The organism is Sulfitobacter sp. W002 (assembly GCF_025142135.1).
Lineage (GTDB): Bacteria > Pseudomonadota > Alphaproteobacteria > Rhodobacterales > Rhodobacteraceae > Sulfitobacter > Sulfitobacter profundi.
In genome coordinates, this window is the sequence record NZ_CP081126.1 from 304,409 (window position 1) to 324,519 (window position 20,111).

Consider the following 20,111-nt stretch of genomic DNA (forward strand, 5'->3'; position numbering starts at 1 on the left):
AGCATCTATGCAAACCACCTTTACCCCCGAGCAACTGCAGGATCCTGACACGCAGCGCAGCAACGACATTCTGCGCGCCTGTGTGCACTGCGGTTTCTGCACGGCGACCTGCCCGACCTATCAGGTCTTGGGCGATGAGTTGGACAGCCCGCGCGGGCGTATTTACCTGATCAAGGACATGCTTGAGAATGACCGTGATCCTGACCCAAAGACGGTCCAGCACATCGACCGCTGCCTGTCCTGCCTTGCCTGTATGACGACCTGCCCCTCGGGCGTGCATTACATGCATCTGGTCGATCACGCCCGCAGCTATATCGAGGAACGGTATAAACGGCCCCTAGGCGAACGCGCGCTGCGCTGGATGCTGGCGCGGATCCTCCCCTATCCGACACGCTTTCGACTGGCGCTATTGGGGGCCAAGATCGGGCGGCCCTTCGCGCGGCTGATGCCGGACGCCCGGCTGCGCGCCATGCTTAAGATGGCGCCAAAAACGATCCCTCCGGTCAGCCGCAATGACGATCCGCAAAGCTTCCCGGCTCAGGGCAAACCGCTGCGGCGGGTGGCCCTGATGACCGGCTGCGCGCAGAAGGCGCTGAACACCGATATTAATGACGCCACGATCCGGTTGCTGACCCGCGCGGGTTGCGAGGTGGTGGTGGCCGAAGACGCGGGCTGTTGCGGCGCTTTGACGCATCACATGGGTAAGACCGATGAAAGCCACGCCCATGCCGCGCGCAATATCCGGGCATGGCGGGCCGAGATGGATGGCGGTGGGCTGGATGCCATCGTGATCAACACCTCGGGCTGCGGCACCACGGTCAAGGACTACGGCCATATGTTCCGCAATGACCCGCTGGCAGAGGATGCCGCGCGGGTTTCGGCCTTGGCAAAGGATGTAACGGAGCTGCTCGCGGAGTTGGACCTGCCCTTTGTCGAACCGGCTGAGCAGGGCATGGTCGTCGCCTATCACGCGGCCTGCTCGCTGCAACATGGGCAACAGATCAAGGCCACGCCGAAGACGCTGCTAAAACAGGCGGGATTTACGGTGGTAGAACCGGCGGACAGTCACCTCTGCTGCGGCTCGGCGGGCACCTATAACCTGATGCAGCCCGAGATTTCGGCAAAGCTGAAAAAGCGCAAGATCAAAACGCTAGAGGCGAAATCCCCAGACGTCATCGCGGCGGGCAACATCGGCTGCATGATGCAGATCGGATCGGGCACCGGGGTACCTGTGGTGCATAGCGTCGAACTGCTGGATTGGGCCTGCGGCGGGCCGAAACCACCCGCGCTCAGCCGTGATCCCGATGCGCCCGCGCAGGTGCCGCGTTTGCGTTAAGCCTGCGCCGTATTTTCGCCGCAACTCCCCTATATCCGCCAAAGTGGACATGGTTTTGAGGTGCATTTTGCGACAATTGTTGGCGGCTATTCTCGGCGTATTTACCTTCGCCACGGCGGCGCTGGCCCAAGACAGTGCGCTCAGGGCGCTCGACAACGGTGTGGACGCCGCCGCTTGGGAGGCCGTGGGTCGGCTCGACATCGGCGGCACCGGGTTTTGCACCGGCACCCTGATCGCTCCGCGTCTGGTGCTGACCGCCGCGCATTGCCTGTTTGATCGCGCAACCAAGGCCCGGATCGACCATGGTGAGGTGCAATTCCTTGCCGGTTGGCGCAATGGCCGGGCCGGGGCTTACCGCGATATCCGGCGCGCCGTGGTGCATCCCGACTACGTCTATGACGGCGAGGTCTCCTCGGGCCGGGTGCGCAACGATCTGGCGCTCTTGGAACTCTCCCGCCCCATCCGCAACACGACGATCCGCCCCTTTGGCACCGCCGCGCGTCCCCGTCCCGGCGACAGCGTGGGCGTGGTCAGCTATGCCCGCGACCGGGCCGAGGCGCCGTCCTTGCAAGAGGTCTGCAAGGTGCTGGCCCAGCAGGAGGGGGTACTGGTGACCTCCTGCGCGGTCGATTTCGGCTCCAGCGGCGCGCCGATCTTTAGCATCGTCGCAGGTGAGGCGCATATCGTCTCAGTCGTTTCGGCCAAGGCCGAGGTCGAGGGCACGCAGGTATCCCTTGGCACCGCTCTGGGCGCACCCTTGGCGTTGCTGCAAGCGGAACTGGTGGCGGGCAAGGGTGTGTTTCTCGATTCCAACCCCGCAGGCAAACGCATCCGGGTCGGAGAAGAGCGCGGCACCGGGGCGAAATTCATCCGTCCGTAAATCTGTGGCCCAAGACTTGAAAGCGCGCAGAACCCATCCCACATGAGCTTTGCCGAGGTGCCTCAATAGGGCTTCGGCGCTTGAAAAACCGGGTCTGTCCAATGGTGGAAGGCCCGATATGTCAATCGCTCACTGATGAGGATGAACACATGCGTAGTTTTGATTTCGCACCCCTTTACCGCTCCAGCGTTGGTTTTGACCAGATCGCCAATATGATGGACCGGGTTCTGACAAATGATGGGGCCACCCCCAGCTATCCCCCCTACAACATCGAAAAGCTCGACAACGATGCCTACCGCATCTCGATCGCCGTGGCTGGTTTCTCCGACAGCGACCTGAGCGTCGAAGTCCGTGAGAAGGCGCTGATCGTTTCGGCTCGCAAGGCTGATGAGGATGAGGCCAAGTCCTACCTGCACCGTGGCATCGCCACCCGCGCCTTTGAACGCCGCTTCCATTTGGCGGACCATGTTCAGGTGATCGGCGCGGCCCATGCCAATGGCATGTTGCATATCGAGCTTGAGCGTCAGGTGCCTGAGGCCCTGAAACCACGCCAGATCGCTATCTCTTCCGAGGTGAAGTCGATCGACAAAGACGTGGTTGACGCCAAATCCGTGAACTAAGCACGGTTCCATGCCGAGCTTTATGAAGGCCCGCTATCCAGCGGGCCTTTTTTTGTTGGCGGTGGCGCTTGAGGGGGCCCCTTCGTGGGAGAATATCTGCCGAAGGTGGGGCGCGAAAACGGCGGCTTTCTGCTGCGCAGCAGGGCGGGGGAAACCATGCGAAAGCTGTCGGGTTGAGTGGGGGACCGGGCAGGCGTGCTCGGGCAACAGCGTGCAGAGTACCGCACGCGCAATGAAAGGAAGAACCATGACTAACTATGCAAATTCCCTACGCAAGCTGACCCTGACCACGGCTGTCACGGCGCTTTTGGCCGCCCCGATTGCTGCACAGGCTCAGACCGCCGATGTCGGCGTTGGCGCTGATGTGAATGCCGAAGCAAACGCCGGTGTAGGCGCCGATATGGCCGACACTGCGACCGGTGCTGATGTCGCGGCGGGCGCCGATAGCGCCATCTCGGCCGACACCGATCTGAACGTCGAAGACCGGGTCGCTGAGACCATGCCGAGCGAGAGCGACACGGATGTCGATATCGCGCTGGATGGCAGCACCGTGGCCGTCGCGTCGGACGACACTGTCATTGGCACGATTTCCAATGCGGAACCACAGGCCGATGGCTCTGTGCGCTATTCCATCGATCTGGCCAATGATTTCGCCGCCGATAGCGACCGCGCAGTCGTGCAGATCGACCAAGATGTCGACGCCGAAGGCCAGTTGCTCATTGGCATGACAGGCGAAGAATTCGCCGCAGCCCTGTCCCAGCAAGTGAATGCGGGCAGCGCGGCGCAGACCCGGACCAACTAAGACGGGTCACTCCCAGGGCGTTTCTCTCCCCCGCCCGGAAGCCGGCAGCACGAAAGTGCTGTCGGCCTTTTTGCGTTCGGGGGTCGGGGGTCGGGGGTTTGACGGCTTGCAAATGTCTTGGGCGGAGGGTACTGCGCAATAGTTATGATATAACATATCGAATCACAATCTACGTTACATCACGGAGAACGACATGCCCCAAACATCCGCATCCCCGCTTTTCTTTCTGACACTCAGCGCGGGCATTGCCCTCTCGGCCCCCGCCTTCGCCGATACGAAAGAGGCGTCGCATGACCACGATCATTCCCATGCGCATGACCACGCCCACGGCCAAGACGACATCTACAAAGGCTATTTCGATGACGCACAGATCAAGGACCGGCCCCTGTCGAATTGGGCGGGTGAATGGCAATCGGTCTACCCGCTCTTGCAGCAGGGCGCGCTGGACGAGGTGATGCAGTACAAGGCCGAAGACAGCGACAAAACAGCGGCGGAGTACAAAGCCTATTACGATGTCGGCTATGCCACGGATGTGGACCGCATCACCATCGAGGGCAACGCCGTGACCTTCTTTCGGGACGGTGATCCGGTGCAGGGGCGCTATGCCAGTGATGGCTACGAAGTGCTGACCTACGAAAAGGGCAACCGCGGCGTGCGCTATGTCTTTGCCAAAGAGGATGGCGATGCCGAAGCGCCGGGCTTTATCCAGTTCAGCGACCACATCATCGCACCGCAAAAGGCCGATCACTACCACCTCTATTGGGGTGACGATCGCGCCGAAGTGCTGAAGGAACTGACAAATTGGCCGACCTATTTCCCCGCCGAGCTGAGCGCGTCTGAGATCGCGGCGGATATGCAAGCGCATTAAGGGCGGCCATCCAGCATGTCTGGCAAAAAGCGAAACCTGCGAAGCGGGCTGAAACAGCGGCGGCGTCAGGGGGATCCGATGGCGGCCTATGACCAGTTGCCGCCCCCGCTTAGGGCATGGCTGGCGCAGGCGGCACTGCCGTGGTCGCCGCAGTCGGCCCATCGGCTGTGGTGTCGGGCCTTGCAGCGGTGCGAAGGCGATGCGGTGGGGGCCGCCCTCCACCTAAGCCGCGCAGAGCACCGGATGCTGGCGCAGGACCGGTTGCAGAACTGAGCAATAATAAACGGGGCGCGCCCTAGGCACGCCCCGTTCTATCAATCGTCTCAGGTGCTTAGACCGACAGGCAGACGTATTTCATCTCAAGATAGTCTTCGATCCCGTGGTGCGATCCTTCGCGCCCGAGGCCGGATTGCTTGACGCCGCCAAAGGGCGCAAGCTCAGTCGAGATGATGCCGGTGTTGACGCCGACGATGCCATATTCCAGCGCCTCGGCCACTTTGTAGACGCGGCTGAGGTCCTTGGCGTAGAAATAGGAGGCAAGGCCAAAGATCGTGTCGTTGGCCATGGCGATCACGTCATCCACATCCTCGAACTTGAAGAGCGGCGCGAGGGGGCCGAAGGTCTCTTCCTTGGCGACCTTCATGTCCTGCGTCACGCCGGTCACGATGGTGGGTCCGAAGAAGTTGCCGCCCATGTCGTCCTTGGCGTTGCCCAGAATGATTTCCGCGCCGTTGTCGACCGCATCCTTGATGTGCTCTTGCACCTTATCCGACGCCTCGGGGTTGATGAGCGGGCCCAGATCGGTGCCTTCTTCGAGGCCGTCGCCGACCTTCATCTGGCTCACGCGGTCCTTCAGCTTGGCCGCGAAGGCGTCATAGACGCCCGCCTGCACATAGAGCCGGTTCGCGCAGACGCAGGTCTGGCCGTTGTTGCGGAACTTGCACATGATCGCGCCTTCGACGGCGGCATCAAGATCGGCGTCGTCAAAGACGATGAAAGGCGCGTTGCCGCCCAGCTCCATGGAGCATTTCATCACCTGATCGGCAGCCTGCTTCAGCAGGATGCGCCCAACTTCGGTGGAGCCGGTGAAGGTCAGCTTGCGCACGGCGGGGTTCTCGCAGAATTCCTTGCCCACAGCCGACGACGAGGAGGACGGCACTACGTTGAACACGCCCGCCGGGATGCCCGCGCGTTCGGCCAGCACGCCCATGACGATGGCGGAGAGTGGTGTCTCCGCCGCAGGGCGCGCCACGAAGGAACAGCCCGCCGCCAGCGCCGGAGCCGCCTTACGGGTGATCATCGCATTGGGGAAGTTCCACGGCGTGATCGAAGCGGCAACGCCGATGGGCTGCTTCATCACCATGATGCGCTTGTCGCGCTGGTGGCCGGGGATCATCTCGCCGTAGACGCGCTTGGCTTCTTCGCCGAAGAACTCGATGAAGGACGCGCCATAGGCGATCTCGCCCTTGGCTTCGGCCAGCGGTTTGCCCTGTTCGGCGGTGAGGATGGTGCCCAGATCGTCTTGGTTCTCCATCATCAGGTCGAACCATTTGCGCATCACCGCCGCGCGTTCCTTACCGGTCCAGCTGGCCCAGTCCTTCTGGGCCTTTTCGGCTTGGGCAATAGCACCCGCGACCTGTGCGCGGCTCAGATCGGCGACCTGTGCAATGACATCGCCCCGCGCGGGATTGGTCACGTCAAAGGTGCCGTCTTCACCGTCGACCCATTGGCCACCGATATAGGCGCGGGTTTCAAGCAGGCTGGGGTCTTTCAGCAGTGATTTCAGATCCGTCTTAGCATCAGTCATGTCATCTCTCCGCTATTCTCTATAGCCTCCAAAGCAACAACGAGTATGATTGTCCAGTTCAGTTTGATCAAATCCGGGGTGGGAGACCCAAATGATGCTAGATGACGCCTATGCAAATGCTGCCTATATCGACGGGGCCGACGGCTTTCCGCCCCGCTGGGAAAAGGAGGCGGAGGCATTCCGCGCATCATTGGGGGCGCGGGCGCAGTTGAATGTGCGCTACGGCCCCTCGGACCGTCAGAAGTTCGATTTCTTCCAGCCCGAGGGCGTCTCGCGCGGCACGGTGGTTTTCGTGCATGGCGGCTATTGGAAGGCCTTCGACAAGAGCTATTGGTCGCATCTGACCGCCGGTCCACTGGCGCGGGGCTATGCCGTGGCGATGCCGTCTTATGACCTTTGCCCTGATGTGCGTATCTCTGAGATCTCCACGCAGATCGCCGCCGCGCTGACCGAAGTGGCGAACCGCACGCAGGGCACAATCGTGCTGTCGGGCCATTCGGCGGGCGGTCATCTGGTGGCCCGGATGACCGACCCCCTGCTGCTCGGGGCCGAGGTGCGCGACCGGATCACGCGGATCGTGCCAATCTCGCCCGTGGCTGACCTTGCGCCGCTGCTTCAGACCCAGATGAACGACACCCTGCGGCTGGACGAGGCCGAGGCCGAGGCCGAAAGCCCGATGAACATGACCCCGCCGCACGGCGTTGATGTCACCGTCTGGGTGGGCGCTCAGGAGCGGCCCGCCTTCCTTGAACAGGCCGAGAATTTCGCCCGCAGTTGGGGTGCGAAACAGGTCGTGGCCGAGGGCAAGCACCATTTCGACGTGATCGACCCGCTGGCCGAGCCGGACAGCGACCTGACCAAAGCGCTATTGGGTAGCTAAGCCCCACATTTTACGGCAGATGCCCTGCGTTAATGCACGTAAGGCATTTGCCGCAGTGCCGCAGAAACACTATGTCAGAGGGGCAAAGGCCCCTGTTCGGCCACGCGATGCAATTGAAAGGGCCGAAGATGAGAATCGTTAAATGGGTGTTTTGGGTGACTGTCTGGGCGCTGGTGGCGGCGTTCTTCCATTATACCCTGCCGCAGACCGATATCGTCCGTGTCACAGACACCTATGAAAAGCGGATCGACTTTGGCAACAGTTCGATCTTCTGGGCCGGCTCTTCGACTGATAGTGCCGGGCAGGCGGTCAACCGCGATGTCTTTTTCATCCAGACCCGCCGCGCCAAAGGCGATGTCATGGTTTACCGCAACGAAGACACCGGCTGGGGCTGGCCGCCCTATTTCAAATTCGACACTGCCAACCTTCAGGCCGAGGCGGCGGATGCCCGCAGCACCACCGGCGCGCCGCAGTATTATGCGCTGAAACATTACGGTTGGCGCAGTGAGCTTTTGTCGATCTACCCCAATGCCATCTCGCTCCGCGCGGTCGAGGGGCCGGAGGCGAGCAAGGGTATCCCCTTTGTGACCATCATCGTGCTGACCCTCGTAGCGGCCCTGTTCTATGCCATCTGGGTGCGGTGGCGGCGGTTCCGCCGCGCGCGGTTGGACCCAAGGATTGAGGCGATCGAGGATGACTTCGCCGCGCGCCGAGGGCGCTTTGCCCGCTGGCGTGCCGAACGCCGCGCGCGGAAGTAACCTCACCAAGAACTGTAAACGCTGAGCGGGGCAGGTAGCGCCCCGCATTCAGCTGAATTCTGGTATTCCATCCTATATGGACATCATCCTCGTCACCACAATCATTGCGTCGCTCTTTGTCGTTATCGGCTTGGCCGAACCCTTTGCCGCGCGGTTGCAACTGCCGTTCAGCGTGATCCTTGCGGTCGTGGGGATCCTCATCGGGGCGTCGGCGATCTTTTTTCTGCGCACCGATCTGACGGATGCGCTGAATCCAATGGCGGCGGCCATTCTGGGGCTGCCGATCCGGTCTAACGTCTTCCTCTATGTCTTCCTGCCGACGCTTTTGTTTCAGGCGACGCTGGGGATGAACCTGCGGCGCATGGTGGATGACTGGGTGCCCATTCTCGTGCTGGCTGTGGTGGCCGTGGTGGTGGCGACCGTTAGCATTGGCTACGCGCTGTTTTGGGTCAGTGCCATTCCGCTGGCGGCCTGTCTGCTGATCGGGGCAATCGTTTCGACCACGGACCCCTCGGCGGTGGTCTCGATCTTTCGCTCGATCTCGGCCCCGCGGCGGCTGGCGCGGATCATTGAGGGTGAAAGCCTGCTGAACGACGCCGCCGCCATCGCGCTTTTCGGTCTGTTCATGGGCTATGTCATGCTGGGCATTCCTGACCCGGAGCTGGGCAGCGCACTTGCGCAATTTCCGATGTTGATCGCGGGCGGGGCGCTGGTGGGCTGGCTGGGCGCACGGATCGCAGTTTGGGTCATGGCGCTGTTCGCGCGGCATGAACTGGCGCAGCAATCGATCTCGGTCGCGCTGCCCTATCTGGCCTATATCGTGGCCGAACAAAGCGTCGGCGCCTCGGGAGTAATCGCCGTGGTGGCCGCGGGGCTGACGCTGAACCTCACGGCACCGGGGCGGTTGCCACCGCAGGCGCTGATCAACCTGCGCGAACTTTGGGACGTTCTGGCCCATTGGGCCGGAGCGCTCATCTTTATCCTTGCAGCACTGCTGATCCCCCGGCTGTTAGAGGAAGTCCGGCTGGAGGATTTCGTTCTCATTGCCGTGGTCGTCGTGGCCGCCATTTTCGCCCGCGCGGTGATCCTTTTCGGGCTGCTGCCCCTGCTGACCGCGGCCAAGCTTTCGCCCTCGGTCGAGCGGCCCTACCGGGTGGCGATCCTTTGGGGGGGCTTGCGCGGGGCGGTCACTCTGGCGCTGGCGCTGGCGGTGACGGAAAGCGTGCGGGTGCCGGATGATATCCAGCGGATCGTGGGTATCTTGGCCACCGGCTTCACGCTTTTCACCCTGCTGGCCCAGGGTACGACGCTGCGTTGGATCATCGGACGGTTGGGGCTCGATCAACTCTCGCCCATCGATCACGCGCTGTCGCGTCAGGTCATCGCCGTGGCCCTGCAGACCGTGCGCGAAGACGTGGCACAAACGACCGAGAATTACGATCTGAACCGCGACATCGTGCGCTCCGAGGCGAAACGGTTTGGCGAACGGCTTGAGACAGCGGTCAAGACCGCGGAGGAAGCGACCGATATCCTCGACCGGGATCGCATCGCGCTTGGCCTCATCGCGCTGGCAGGGCACGAGCGCGACACGATCCTCGCGCGGGTGCGGGAGCGGACGATCTCGGCCCGGATGGCGGATCTGGTGCTCTCGGATGCGGACCGGCTGATCGAAGGGGCGCGGACCCAAGGCCGCAGCGGGTACCAGCGCGCGGCGCGGCGCAGCGTGGCCTATGGGCGCACCTTTCGCGCGGCGGCGGTGCTGCACGGGCGTTACGGCGTTTCGGGGCCCTTGGCGCGGATGACGGCGGACCGCTTTGAAATGCTGCTGTCGCAGCGGCTGATCCTGCGCGATCTGGGCACCTTTATCGATGGGCGTATTCGCCGGATTCACGGGCGGCGGGTGGCCGAATTGCTGCACGATCTGCTGGCGCGCCGCATCGAAGGGATCGAAACCGCGTTAGAGGGGCTGCGGCTGCAGTATCCGGGCTATGCCGAGGAACTTGAGCGGCGTTTCATCCGCCGCACGGCGCTGCGGCTGGAAGAACGCGAATACACGTTGATGCGCGAAGACGGGCTGTTCGGGGCTGAGGTCTATACCGCGCTGATGCAGGAATTGGCCACGCGGCGCACGGCGGCAGAGGGGCGTCCGGGCCTTGACCTTGCCGTGCGGCGCGGCGCTTTTATCGAACAGTTTCCGCTGTTTACGGATCTGGGTGAGGGCGCGCTTAAACGGCTCAGTCGGGTGCTCAAAACCCGCTATGTGGATATCGGCGATGTGGTTTTGCACAAGGAAAGCCCTGCACGCAGCGTGTTTTTCATCGCCTCGGGCGCGGTCGAGTTGGAAAGCGCAGGTCAGACTTGGCGATTGGGTCGGGGGGAGATGTTCGGCCAGATGGCGATCCTGACGAACCGTGTGCGCCGGGTGGACGTTCGCGCCATCGCACCGACCACGCTTTTGGTGTTGGACGAAGACCGTTTTCGCCGCCTGCTGGAGCGGAGTGCGGCGCTGCGCGACGCGGTGCGGGCCAGCGCAGAAAAGCGCGGCATCGATCCGGTGGATTTGATTTCGGGGGGCGGGGCTGGATAGGCTGCTTGGCAATCGCGGACGGGGTGTTTGGGGCCGGTGTTGCGCAGCGGTATTTGAAAAAGGATGAAGATAGGGGGGGCGGCCGGTAGGGGCGGCCGCACCTTGGGGTGAGGTTAGTCGTCTTGGGTGATTTCGCCGGTGGAGGCATCAATCAGCACCTCGCGTTCGCCTGTCGCGTCGGTCAGTTCGACCTCATAGACCATGCGGTCGTCTTCATCGTCGAGCGAGAGTTCTTCGATCCTTGTGCCGTCTTGGCCTTCGAGTTCGGCCAGCGCTTTCATCAGCACATCGCGGGAGGTGCCAGCGGTGCGCAGTTCATCTTCTTGGAAGAGGCCGCTGAGGAAGCTGGTGAGTTGTTCTTCGGATTGCGAGATCACCTCGCCGGTGGCGGCGTTGACGGTGACTTCGTAGACAGCCTCGCCGCGGACGAGGTCAATTTCATAAACCAGCGCGTCGCCTTCGATTTCGATCTCGGCTTCCAGCACGCCGCCGTCGATGCTGCTTTGTGCGGCTTTGATGGCTTGGGACATGCTGACGCGCTCGGCCTCTGGGGCGATCTCTTGGGCGAAGAGCGCAGTGGGGGCGATCAGGAGAGATGCGGCAAGGGCGGTGAACTTATGTGGCATAGGAAACCTCATGAAATGTGTTGCGGTTTGCCGGCCCCCTATTGGGCGACGGCGTTCTCGGTTCAACGCTTGGCAAAGCGGGGTGTTCCATGGGGCAGGGAGGCCCGCGTTAATCCGCGAAGAGGTTGTCGCTCTGGGCGATTGCGCGGGCCTTGTCCTCGCTCACGTTGAGAAAGCGCGCGAGGGCAGACGTGTTCGTTTCGGTGTCGGCGTATTCAGAGAGGCGCGTATAATTTTCAAACTGTGCGTCACGGATCTGGTCGACCTCATGCAGCATGTTCCCCCGGATTGTAGGCAGCAGGCGCGAGAGGTTTTCCTGCGAGGTCTGTTCCCCGGTCAGGCCGATGCGCAGGGCGTGGCCGGTGAGATAGGCATCTGTCAGCTTGCATTCGACTTCGAGCATGCGCACCTGTGCGCGATCTGAGGCGAAATCGCGCAGCAGGTCGAGGTTGGACGTATCAATGCAGACGATCAGCCGCCTGCTGTCGTAGTAGTCATAGAGCATCCGCATCAAGGCGCGCCGGTGGCGGGTGCGTTTTTCCAGCGTGGTTTGAATGCCGCCGAGATCGGGTAGGGGGGTGTCTTCTTCGTTGAAGAGGAAGTCCACCGCCGGGAGGCCGGTTTCCTGACGTATCCGACCGACGAGCCGTTTGGCGACATGCCATTTCTTGGCGAGGATAATCAGCAGTTCGCGTTCGCGGCCAAGGCTGGCTTCGGTCTCCCAAAAGCGGGGGGCGAAGCGGCGGCCGATGCGGCCCCTTGCGGTGAGGAAGTCGAATAGGTTGCGGCCTTCGTCGCTGATCTGAAATTGCACCCCTTGGGCGGCATAGAGCAGGCCGAGGCGGCGTTTGAGGTCCAGCGCTTCGGGACTGATTTTGCGCGCGAAGAGGTGGTTTTGACCGAGCAGCAGATCGTAGTGATCGTTGTAGAATGTGACCGGCATGCCGTAGTCGGAGAACAGCAGGAAGGTCAGGCTGCGGTTGGAGATTTCGGCCTCGGGGACGAGGTGGCGCACGAGGGTTTGAAAGAAGGTCTCATCCGGGATCCATGTGCTACGGAAAAAGCGCATCACGTCGCGTCGGCGATGGGTGAATGCCATCAGCGCCTCGATGGTGCGGCGGCGCAGGCACCACCATTGGCTGCCGATTTGCACCTGAAGGTCGGCGGGGATTTTGCGGGTGAGGCCAAGGCGTTTCTGAACCTCGAACATCGCGTAGAACCGCTTGCGCTGTGTGCGTTCGTTGAACCAGTGGCGATAGATCAGCCGCTCTTCTTTCCAGCCGGTCTTGATCCAATCGCTGTCGAAATAATCCACGCTTTCGATGAAGTCGGTGTCATTCTCATCAAGAAACTGATGCGCGTATTCTGCCGATTTGATCGCCATGCAATCGCCGGACATCAGGTAGAAATGCGTGGCGCGGGGGAAGCTTTGCAGCGCGGCGGTGAGCGTATCCAGCGTGGCCTGCACCAAAGACCATTCACCCCAGCCGCAGCGGGTGCGTTTGCGCGGGAAGGTGACGCTGGGGTTGTCGCCAAGGGCGGCGGTGATCTGGGCGTAATCCTCGGCACTGGCGGAAGCGTCAAAGTGGATCGCCATATAGTCGCCCACGGCGGTCAGCCGCTCGGCCTGCCGGATAACGGCCTCCGGATCCTTGTGGCACAGCAGGATATAGGCAATTTTCGCCATGCAGGATACCGAATGTCCTTGTCGCGGCCCGCTTGCATCGGCCTTTTGTCGTGGATCACTTACCTAGTTAATCGTGAAGACCGATTGAATAAACAGCATTTCTTTGCTTTTTTGCGCGAAGGCCAGATTGTTGCTTAAAACAGTCAGCGCCAGCAGGAGGCGAGTGAGCATGGGTTTTCCCGGAACATGGATGACGGAGAGCGAGAGCATGGTGTACCGGGTGGTGCCCAAATGCGCCTGTTCGACCATCGGGCAGATCATGTTTTATTCCGATCATGGCGAATTCTTTGACGGAGACATCCATGATGCCAAGGCAGGCATCCACAAATGGGCCTTGGATGCATCGCAGGGGCCGATCACCGATAATGTAACAGCGCGCAAGTCCTATGCCTTTACCTGCGTGCGCAACCCATACACGCGGATCCTGTCGTCCTTCTTTGACAAGATTTGCGGCATCCAGCGCAATGGACGACGGTATCGCGGCAATCTGGTGCCGCTGCTGGTGCAGAAATACGGGATCGACGTGGGGGGCGATGACGGCAAGCAGGAATTCGATCAGATCGCCAGCTTCCGGCGCTTCTTGTTGTTTGCGCGCGATACCATCCGTTGGCGGCGGCCGATGGACCCAGACATTCACTGGTCTGCGGTGTCGGGTCATGTCAGCACCTTCATCATCAATGGCGGCACCTACGACAATATCTTTTGGACCGAGCAGTTTAACGGCGGCATGCAAAAGGTGCTCGATGCCGTGGACACGCCGCATAAGGTTGATCTGGCGGCGATCCCGCGTTTCAACGAAAGCGAGGGCCACGGGCCCAAGCGGGCGCATCCGGTTGAGGATTACTTTGACGATCTGTCGATGCATCTGATGCGCGAGATCTACAAACGCGACTTTGATCTGTTCAAATATGACTTCGACAATCCGGGGAACAAGCTGCCTGTGGGTGAGATCGATCTTGATGAGGTGCACGCCAAACTGGGTGACTGAGCGGCAGCATCTTGCACCGGGGCGGGTCGCGCTCTACATGCTTTGGCATGTCACAGGTCAAATCCAGCTCCAAATCCGATCCGAACTACAAGGTGATCGCCGAAAACCGCCGCGCGCGGTTTGATTATGCTATCGAAGAAGACATCGAATGCGGCATCATCCTTGAAGGGTCCGAGGTCAAATCTCTGCGCGAAGGCGGGGCGAATATCGCCGAGAGTTACGCCGCCGTGGAGGATGGCGAGCTGTGGTTGGTGAATTCCTATGTGGCGCCCTACAAGCAGGCCAAGACCTTCCAGCATGAGGAACGCCGCCGCCGTAAGCTGCTGGTCAGCCGCAAGCAATTGGCGGACCTGTGGAACGCGACGCAGCGCAAGGGCATGACGCTGGTGCCGCTGGTGATGTATTTCAACCATCGCGGCATGGCCAAGATCAAGATCGGTGTGGCCAAGGGTAAGAAACTGCATGACAAGCGCGAGACGGCGGCGAAACGTGATTGGTCGCGGCAGAAGCAGCGGTTGTTGAAGGATCACGGCTGATACGCACGGCAGGCCCGGAATCAAGCCGCAGGCGCCGGGCCATCGCCTGCCCGTACCGGCGGGCTGGCGATTTGGTGAGGCGGGCGCCTCCTTGACGGCACACATCAAAGCTGAACCATAAAGTGGTGCCAACAGCCCGTAGCATCGCCACCCCACGGGCAGGCGATGGCCCTCCTTACACCTCTCACCGCCCCCTTCCACTTGCCAGCATCCCCTACCGGTTATAGTCAAGGGCAACGCCCGCGACGAAGGAGGCCCCGATGGCCGACGATCCCAAGACATTGGTTTCAACCGACTGGTTGGCTCAGCACCTGAAAGACCCGGACCTGCGCATCCTTGATGCCTCGTGGTATCTGCCCGACGTCGGACGCGATCCGAAGGCCGAGTATGACGCCGCCCACATCCCCGGCGCGCGCTTTTTCGACATTGACGATATCTCGGACGCGCGGTCGGACCTGCCGCATATGGCGCCGCCGATCGAAAAATTCATGTCGCGCCTGCGCGCGATGGGCGTGGGTGATGGGCATCAGGTGGTGGTCTATGACGGCGCCGGGCTGATGTCAGCGGCGCGTGTCTGGTGGCTGTTCCGCCTGATGGGGCAGGAGAATGTCGCCGTGCTCGATGGTGGTTTGCCCAAATGGCAGGCCGAGGGGCGCGAGACCGAAGATATGCCGCCCGTGCCGCGCGACCGCCACATGACCGTGCGCTTTCAGAACCAGATGGTGCGCGATGTGACCCAAGTGGCCCATGCCTCCAAGCTCGGCGATCCGCAGATCGTGGACGCCCGCGCCGCCGCCCGCTTCCGCGGCGATGCGCCAGAGCCACGCGAAGGGCTGCGCGCGGGCCATATCCCCGGCGCACGCAATGTGCCCTTTACCGAGCTGCTGAACGACGACAAGACGATGAAAACCCCCGAACAAACCCGCGCCATTTTCGAGGCGGCGGGCGTGGACCTTGCCAAACCCGTCATCACCTCTTGCGGGTCGGGCATCACCGCCGCCGTGCTGGCGCTGGCGTTGGAGCGGGTGGGCCACCGCAAATGGTCGCTCTACGATGGCTCTTGGGCGGAGTGGGGCATGTTCCCCACCGTGCCCGTCGCCACCGGCGCGGCTTAACCCTTTTTAGTTAGCTTCCAACCGGAGAACCCCATGTTCGAGACGCTCAAGGCGCAACCCGCTGACAAGATCCTCGCCCTTGTACAGGCCTACCGCGAAGACCCGCGTGACACGAAGATCGACCTCGGCGTCGGCGTTTACAAAGACGCCAGCGGCAACACCCCGGTGATGCGCGCCGTCAAAGCCGCCGAGCAGCGCATCTGGGAAAACCAAGACACCAAGGTCTACACCGGTTTGGCTGGTGATCCGGCCTATACCAACGCGATGGCCGCGCTTGTGCTGGGCGATGCCGTGCCGCGCGGTGCGATTGCCGCCGCCGCCACCCCCGGCGGGACCGGCGCGGTGCGTCAGGCGTTTGAACTGGTGCGCATGGCCAACCCCGAAGCGCGCGTTTTCGTCTCTGACCCGACATGGCCGAACCACCTGTCGATCCTGTCCTATCTGGGCATGGAAGTGGTCAACTACCGCTATTTCGACAGCGCGACCGGCGGCGTGAACTTCGACGGGATGATCGAAGACCTCAAGACCGCCAAAAAGGGCGATGTGGTGCTGCTCCACGGCTGCTGCCACAACCCAACCGGCGCGAACCTGAACAGCGCCGAATGGGACGCGGTGATCGAAGTGCTGCAAAGCACCGGTGCCGTGCCGATGATCGACATCGCCTATCAGGGCTTTGGCGACGGGCTGGAAGCCGATGCCGCCGCGACCCGCAAAGTGGCGTCTTCGGTGCCCGAATGCCTGATCGCGGCAAGCTGCTCCAAGAATTTCGGCATCTACCGTGAACGGACCGGCATCCTGATGGTGGTGGCCTCCGAGGCGGCCCAAGGGCTGAACCAAGCCACCTTGGCCTTTCTCAACCGTCAGAACTACAGCTTCCCGCCCGACCACGGCGCGCGGATCGTTTCGACAATCCTGACCGATGACGCACTCAAGGCCGACTGGCAGGCCGAGTTGGAAGAGGTGCGCAACGCCATGCTTGCCCTGCGTGAGCAGCTCGCCGGTGAATTGCAGCGCCTGTCCGGGTCGGACCGCTTTGGGTTCCTCGCTCAGCACCGGGGCATGTTCTCGCGCCTTGGCACCACCCCGGACAAGGTCGAAGCGCTGCGCGAAAAGCATGGCATCTACATGGTTGGTGACAGCCGTATGAACATCGCAGGGTTGAACCAAAACAGCGTGCCAATTCTGGCCCGCGCGATCATCGACGTAGGCATCTAACGCTATTTCGGGCCGCGCCTGCCGCGGCCCGAACACCCTGCCGACCCAAGCGTTGATAACATAACTGGGCGCTATGCCCCCGTAATGTCTACATTAAAACAGAACTTGGTCGGATTGCCCGGATTGAGTACCTTGAGCGAAAACTTAAGGTCAGGCAAATTTTAGAATCAATTTTTCAATGCATTCGGTTGGATGTTGGCATGCCAGCCGTACAGCTCGTGATTGTGACGGCATCGGTTGTCACCGTCTTGGGCTATTGGGTGCGTGGCCACAGCAGTCTGCCCGGCAAACATTGGTTCTTGCTGGCGATCTTGGCCATGGACATGTGGCTTCTTTCAGTCGGGGTCGAGCTTTCGGCCACCACGGCGGCCTGTGCCTTTGGGGTTAGTCGTTGGGCATGGATCGGCTTTGTGCTGCTGCCGACCTTCTGGGCCTTTTTCCTTTACGAATATGCGCTCGGGGCCAAGGTGCCGCGGTATCTGGTGCCGCTCTGCGCCGGGGTTGCGCCTGCGCTGATCACCCTCGCGGCGGTGACAAGCGGCTGGCATGAGAAATTCTACGGGCCGGAAACCAAGTGGCTTTTGAGCGAAGAGGGGGCCTATGTCCAATCTGACCATGGCCCGCTCTTTTTCATCGCGATTGCCTATCTTTACATGGTCATCGTGGCTGCGGCGGTGGTGGCGGGCCGTGCCGTACGGACGGCCAACCCCGCGGTACGCAGCTTTTTCCTAAAGCTCTTCGCCGCGACGCTGATCCCCATGGTGGCCAATCTGGGCTATATTCTGGGCGGGATCACGCTGTTTCACACCGATCCGACGCCCTTTTCCTTTGCGCTTTCGCTGACGCTGGTGGTTTGGCTGGTGGCTGACAACCGCTGGATCGATGTCAACGCGATCGCGCGGGAGCTGTTGTTCTACAACAGCACTGACCCGGTTTTCGTGGTCGACCCATCAGGGGTTGCGATTGAGACGAACCCGGCTGCGGCCGATCTGTTGCACTGCGGCGCAGAGCCCGAAGCACCGCTGAGCGAGTTCGGAGAGCTGGGGCCGGTCATTCGCCATCTCGCGGCCCACGGTAGCCTGCCGGACGTGACCGATATCCAGTTGGGCCACCGCCATTTCGCCGTGCGCGCCCATGCCATTTCCTTGGGTGTCGGGCAAAAGCAGGTTGGTTGGGCGGTGGCGCTCTTGGATGTGACCGTGCAAAAGATCGCGGCGCAAAAAGCGATCGTCGCCGAGCAGATGCAGACGCAGTTCCTTGCCACGGTGAGCCATGAGTTGCGGACCCCGCTGACGGTGATCAACGGCGCGCTAGGTCTGTTGTCAACGGGCGGCGCAAAGCTGAGCGATGCGCAAAAGGCCCGTTTGCTTGGAAAGGCCACAGACAGTTCCGAGACGCTGACGACGCTGGTTAACGATTTGATCGACACGCAAAGTTTGAGCAGCGCGGCGTTCAGCATTGACCTTCAATCTGTGGCACTTGGCCCGCTGGTGCAGGGCGCTGTGGCGCGCGCGGAAAGCCTGCAACCCGACAAGGATATCCGTTTCACCTGCGCGTTGTCTGATGCCCCCCTGACCGTGCAGGCGGATGCAGAGCGGTTGGGTCAGGTCTTTGGCAATGTGCTCTCGAACGCGGTGAAGTTCTCTTTGCCCGGCGGACTGGTGGAAGTCAGTCTTGCGCAAGCCGAAGGCATGGCGTTGGTGCAGGTAAGCGACAGCGGCTGCGGCATTCCTCCGGGGGCGGAGGAGCAGGTCTTTGCCCCTTTCTCGCAGCTTGACGGCTCCGACACGAAAACTGCTTATGGCAGCGGTCTGGGGATGCATATCACGCGGCAAATTCTGGACCGGCACGGCGGCAGCATCCGCTATGTCAGCGCGCCGGGTTTCGGCACGACCTTTACGATTTCTTTACCCTTGGTGGCCTAACGTAAACCGCCCGGCCATTGCTGGCCGGGCGGTCAATTGCTTGGCGATGTGGCTAGGGCTTAGCCCTTGGCGAATTCAGGATAGGCTTCCATCCCCAGTTCGGACATGTCCAGACCGGTGATCTCGGCTTCTTCGCTGACGCGGATGCCACCGGCAGCTTTCAGGATCAGCCAGACAACGAAGCTGACGACGAAGACGAAGAGGCCAACCGCAGCAAAGCCGATGATCTGTGTGACGAAGGATGTGCCTTCGGTATAGACCGGCACAACCAGCGTGCCCCAGAAGCCAGCGATCAGGTGAACCGGGATCGCGCCGACCACGTCATCGATCTTGAACTTGTCGAGCAGGGGCACGGTGAAGACCACGATGACACCACCCACGGCACCGATCCAAAGCGCGCCGAACAATGTCGGGTCAAGCGGCCCGGCAGTGATCGAGACGAGGCCCGCCAGCGCGCCGTTCAGCACCATAGTCAGGTCGACCTTTTTGTACATCACCTGTGTCAGGATCAGCGCAGCAACAGCACCGGCGGCAGCGGCCATATTGGTGTTGGCAAAGATCTGCGCCACGGCGTCGACATCTTCGATGGTGCCCATGGCAAGCTGCGACGCACCGTTAAAGCCGAACCAGCCCATCCACAGGATGAACGTGCCCAAAGTGGCGAGCGCAAGGTTGGAACCCGGCATTGGCACAACGCGGCCATCCTTGCCGTATTTGCCCAAACGTGGCCCCAGTACGATGGCACCAGCGAGGGCGGCAAAGCCACCAGCGGCGTGCACAAGGGTCGACCCGGCAAAGTCGCTAAAGCCCATGGCGGAAAGGAAACCGCCGCCCCACTGCCAAGATGCTTCGATCGGGTAGATGAAGCCGGTTAGCACGACCACGAAGATCAGGAAGGGCCAGAGTTTGATCCGCTCGGCCAGCGCGCCGGACACGATGGAGGCGGTGGTGGCGCAGAACATCAACTGAAAGAAGAAGTCGGAAGCGTTGGAATAGCCGCCTGCGTCAATCTCGGTCTTGATGTCTTTAGTGGCGAAGGTGCCAAAGATGCCTTCGACGATCCAATTGCCGTCACCGGGGTACATGATGTTGTAGCCCACCAGCCAATACATGACCGCCGCAATGGCAAAGAGGCCCATGTTCTTGGTCAACTGCGTTGTGACGTTCTTGGAGCGGACAAGTCCGGCTTCCAGCATGGCGAAACCCGCCGCCATCCAAAAGACGAGGAAACCGCCGATCAGGAAAAGCAGGGTGTTGAAGATGAAGGTCGTATCCGCCAGCGTCGCGTATTCCGCGTCCTGTGCCAGCGCCAGCCCGGGCAGGGCGATGACCGCCGCTGCGAGGGGAAGTATTAAGGTGGGTTTCATATGGTCGTTTCCTGTCTGCGGGTCCGAATGCGTGCTTACCGAAGCGGGCGGCTGCCCGTGCAGCATGAGAAAACCGGATATCGGGCGCTCTTGGACAGGTTTGCTTGCCATATT

At 61.5% G+C, this 20,111-nt stretch carries 18 protein-coding genes; 14 read left to right on the top strand and 4 right to left on the bottom strand.

Going from position 1 to position 20,111, the window contains the following annotated elements; translation table 11 throughout:
* Nucleotides 1–7: 7 nt before the first annotated feature.
* The 6 genes from glcF to K3758_RS01540 all read left to right on the top strand — a co-directional run bounded on the left by glcF (nt 8) and on the right by K3758_RS01540 (nt 4,779).
* Nucleotides 8–1,336: a glycolate oxidase subunit GlcF gene (gene glcF, locus K3758_RS01515; RefSeq protein WP_259947100.1), complete on the top strand. Its 1,329-nt coding sequence runs from the start codon at nt 8–10 to the stop codon at nt 1,334–1,336.
* A 49-nt stretch (nt 1,337–1,385) separates the two neighbouring features.
* A complete protein-coding gene (locus tag K3758_RS01520) occupies nt 1,386–2,216 on the top strand; it encodes a trypsin-like serine peptidase (RefSeq protein WP_409202612.1) in 831 nt (276 codons plus the stop codon).
* 149 nt (nt 2,217–2,365) lie between these two features.
* Nucleotides 2,366–2,836, top strand: a complete 471-nt coding sequence (locus K3758_RS01525; RefSeq protein ID WP_067631156.1) for an Hsp20 family protein — start codon at nt 2,366–2,368, stop codon at nt 2,834–2,836.
* Between the two features lie 247 nt (nt 2,837–3,083).
* A complete protein-coding gene (locus K3758_RS01530) occupies nt 3,084–3,638 on the top strand; it encodes a hypothetical protein (RefSeq protein WP_259947102.1) in 555 nt (184 codons plus the stop codon).
* Between the two features lie 193 nt (nt 3,639–3,831).
* Nucleotides 3,832–4,506, top strand: coding sequence for a metal-binding protein ZinT (locus tag K3758_RS01535; protein ID WP_259947104.1), 675 nt, complete (start codon nt 3,832–3,834; stop codon nt 4,504–4,506).
* 15 nt (nt 4,507–4,521) lie between these two features.
* Nucleotides 4,522–4,779, top strand: coding sequence for a DUF6525 family protein (locus tag K3758_RS01540; RefSeq protein ID WP_259947106.1), 258 nt, complete (start codon nt 4,522–4,524; stop codon nt 4,777–4,779).
* A 58-nt stretch (nt 4,780–4,837) separates the two neighbouring features.
* On the opposite strand, the gene K3758_RS01545 is transcribed toward K3758_RS01540, so the two are convergent.
* Nucleotides 4,838–6,313, bottom strand: a complete 1,476-nt coding sequence (locus K3758_RS01545) for an NAD-dependent succinate-semialdehyde dehydrogenase (protein ID WP_259947108.1) — start codon at nt 6,311–6,313, stop codon at nt 4,838–4,840.
* Between the two features lie 91 nt (nt 6,314–6,404).
* Here K3758_RS01545 and K3758_RS01550 point away from each other — a divergent pair, with 91 nt between their 5' ends.
* The 3 genes from K3758_RS01550 (at nt 6,405) to K3758_RS01560 (ending at nt 10,538) form a co-directional block, all read left to right on the top strand.
* Nucleotides 6,405–7,193, top strand: coding sequence for an alpha/beta hydrolase (locus tag K3758_RS01550; RefSeq protein WP_259947110.1), 789 nt, complete (start codon nt 6,405–6,407; stop codon nt 7,191–7,193).
* Nucleotides 7,194–7,321: 128 nt separating this feature from the next.
* On the top strand, nt 7,322–7,951 hold the full coding sequence (locus K3758_RS01555) for a DUF1523 family protein (protein WP_259947112.1): 630 nt from the start codon (nt 7,322–7,324) through the stop codon (nt 7,949–7,951).
* Between the two features lie 76 nt (nt 7,952–8,027).
* Nucleotides 8,028–10,538, top strand: a complete 2,511-nt coding sequence (locus K3758_RS01560) for a cation:proton antiporter (RefSeq protein WP_259947114.1) — start codon at nt 8,028–8,030, stop codon at nt 10,536–10,538.
* A gap of 113 nt (nt 10,539–10,651) precedes the next feature.
* Here K3758_RS01560 and K3758_RS01565 read toward each other — a convergent pair whose 3' ends face one another.
* Both K3758_RS01565 and K3758_RS01570 read right to left on the bottom strand, forming a co-directional pair.
* A complete protein-coding gene (locus tag K3758_RS01565; protein WP_259947115.1) occupies nt 10,652–11,164 on the bottom strand; it encodes a PepSY domain-containing protein in 513 nt (170 codons plus the stop codon).
* A 109-nt stretch (nt 11,165–11,273) separates the two neighbouring features.
* On the bottom strand, nt 11,274–12,851 hold the full coding sequence (locus K3758_RS01570; RefSeq protein WP_259947116.1) for a beta-1,6-N-acetylglucosaminyltransferase: 1,578 nt from the start codon (nt 12,849–12,851) through the stop codon (nt 11,274–11,276).
* Between the two features lie 169 nt (nt 12,852–13,020).
* On the opposite strand from K3758_RS01570, the gene K3758_RS01575 reads away from it, so the two are divergent.
* The 5 genes from K3758_RS01575 to K3758_RS01595 all read left to right on the top strand — a co-directional run bounded on the left by K3758_RS01575 (nt 13,021) and on the right by K3758_RS01595 (nt 18,630).
* Nucleotides 13,021–13,839 (top strand): sulfotransferase family protein, encoded by an 819-nt coding sequence (locus K3758_RS01575; protein ID WP_259947118.1) that lies wholly within the window; start codon nt 13,021–13,023, stop codon nt 13,837–13,839.
* A gap of 47 nt (nt 13,840–13,886) precedes the next feature.
* On the top strand, nt 13,887–14,375 hold the full coding sequence (smpB, locus tag K3758_RS01580) for an SsrA-binding protein SmpB (protein WP_067266812.1): 489 nt from the start codon (nt 13,887–13,889) through the stop codon (nt 14,373–14,375).
* A gap of 260 nt (nt 14,376–14,635) precedes the next feature.
* A complete protein-coding gene (sseA, locus tag K3758_RS01585; protein ID WP_259947119.1) occupies nt 14,636–15,490 on the top strand; it encodes a 3-mercaptopyruvate sulfurtransferase in 855 nt (284 codons plus the stop codon).
* Between the two features lie 33 nt (nt 15,491–15,523).
* Complete coding sequence (locus K3758_RS01590) at nt 15,524–16,705, top strand: amino acid aminotransferase (RefSeq protein ID WP_259947122.1); 1,182 nt, start codon at nt 15,524–15,526, stop codon at nt 16,703–16,705.
* Between the two features lie 200 nt (nt 16,706–16,905).
* Entirely contained in the window at nt 16,906–18,630 is a 1,725-nt protein-coding gene (locus tag K3758_RS01595) for a histidine kinase N-terminal 7TM domain-containing protein (protein WP_259947123.1), read from the top strand.
* 59 nt (nt 18,631–18,689) lie between these two features.
* Here the strand turns inward: K3758_RS01595 and amt are convergent, their stop codons facing one another.
* Nucleotides 18,690–19,997: an ammonium transporter gene (gene amt / locus K3758_RS01600; protein WP_259947125.1), complete on the bottom strand. Its 1,308-nt coding sequence runs from the start codon at nt 19,995–19,997 to the stop codon at nt 18,690–18,692.
* Between the last annotated feature and the right edge of the window lie 114 nt (nt 19,998–20,111).

Bases quoted from the DNA above. Each gene is read 5' to 3' on its own strand.
- glcF (WP_259947100.1), top strand. From the start codon at position 8: ATGCAAACCACCTTTACCCCCGAGCAACTGCAGGATCCTGACACGCAG.
- K3758_RS01520 (WP_409202612.1), top strand. From the start codon at position 1,386: ATGGTTTTGAGGTGCATTTTGCGACAATTGTTGGCGGCTATTCTCGGC.
- K3758_RS01525 (WP_067631156.1), top strand. From the start codon at position 2,366: ATGCGTAGTTTTGATTTCGCACCCCTTTACCGCTCCAGCGTTGGTTTT.
- K3758_RS01530 (WP_259947102.1), top strand. From the start codon at position 3,084: ATGACTAACTATGCAAATTCCCTACGCAAGCTGACCCTGACCACGGCT.
- K3758_RS01535 (WP_259947104.1), top strand. From the start codon at position 3,832: ATGCCCCAAACATCCGCATCCCCGCTTTTCTTTCTGACACTCAGCGCG.
- K3758_RS01540 (WP_259947106.1), top strand. From the start codon at position 4,522: ATGTCTGGCAAAAAGCGAAACCTGCGAAGCGGGCTGAAACAGCGGCGG.
- K3758_RS01545 (WP_259947108.1), bottom strand. From the start codon at position 6,313: ATGACTGATGCTAAGACGGATCTGAAATCACTGCTGAAAGACCCCAGC.
- K3758_RS01550 (WP_259947110.1), top strand. From the start codon at position 6,405: ATGATGCTAGATGACGCCTATGCAAATGCTGCCTATATCGACGGGGCC.
- K3758_RS01555 (WP_259947112.1), top strand. From the start codon at position 7,322: ATGAGAATCGTTAAATGGGTGTTTTGGGTGACTGTCTGGGCGCTGGTG.
- K3758_RS01560 (WP_259947114.1), top strand. From the start codon at position 8,028: ATGGACATCATCCTCGTCACCACAATCATTGCGTCGCTCTTTGTCGTT.
- K3758_RS01565 (WP_259947115.1), bottom strand. From the start codon at position 11,164: ATGCCACATAAGTTCACCGCCCTTGCCGCATCTCTCCTGATCGCCCCC.
- K3758_RS01570 (WP_259947116.1), bottom strand. From the start codon at position 12,851: ATGGCGAAAATTGCCTATATCCTGCTGTGCCACAAGGATCCGGAGGCC.
- K3758_RS01575 (WP_259947118.1), top strand. From the start codon at position 13,021: ATGGGTTTTCCCGGAACATGGATGACGGAGAGCGAGAGCATGGTGTAC.
- smpB (WP_067266812.1), top strand. From the start codon at position 13,887: ATGTCACAGGTCAAATCCAGCTCCAAATCCGATCCGAACTACAAGGTG.
- sseA (WP_259947119.1), top strand. From the start codon at position 14,636: ATGGCCGACGATCCCAAGACATTGGTTTCAACCGACTGGTTGGCTCAG.
- K3758_RS01590 (WP_259947122.1), top strand. From the start codon at position 15,524: ATGTTCGAGACGCTCAAGGCGCAACCCGCTGACAAGATCCTCGCCCTT.
- K3758_RS01595 (WP_259947123.1), top strand. From the start codon at position 16,906: ATGCCAGCCGTACAGCTCGTGATTGTGACGGCATCGGTTGTCACCGTC.
- amt (WP_259947125.1), bottom strand. From the start codon at position 19,997: ATGAAACCCACCTTAATACTTCCCCTCGCAGCGGCGGTCATCGCCCTG.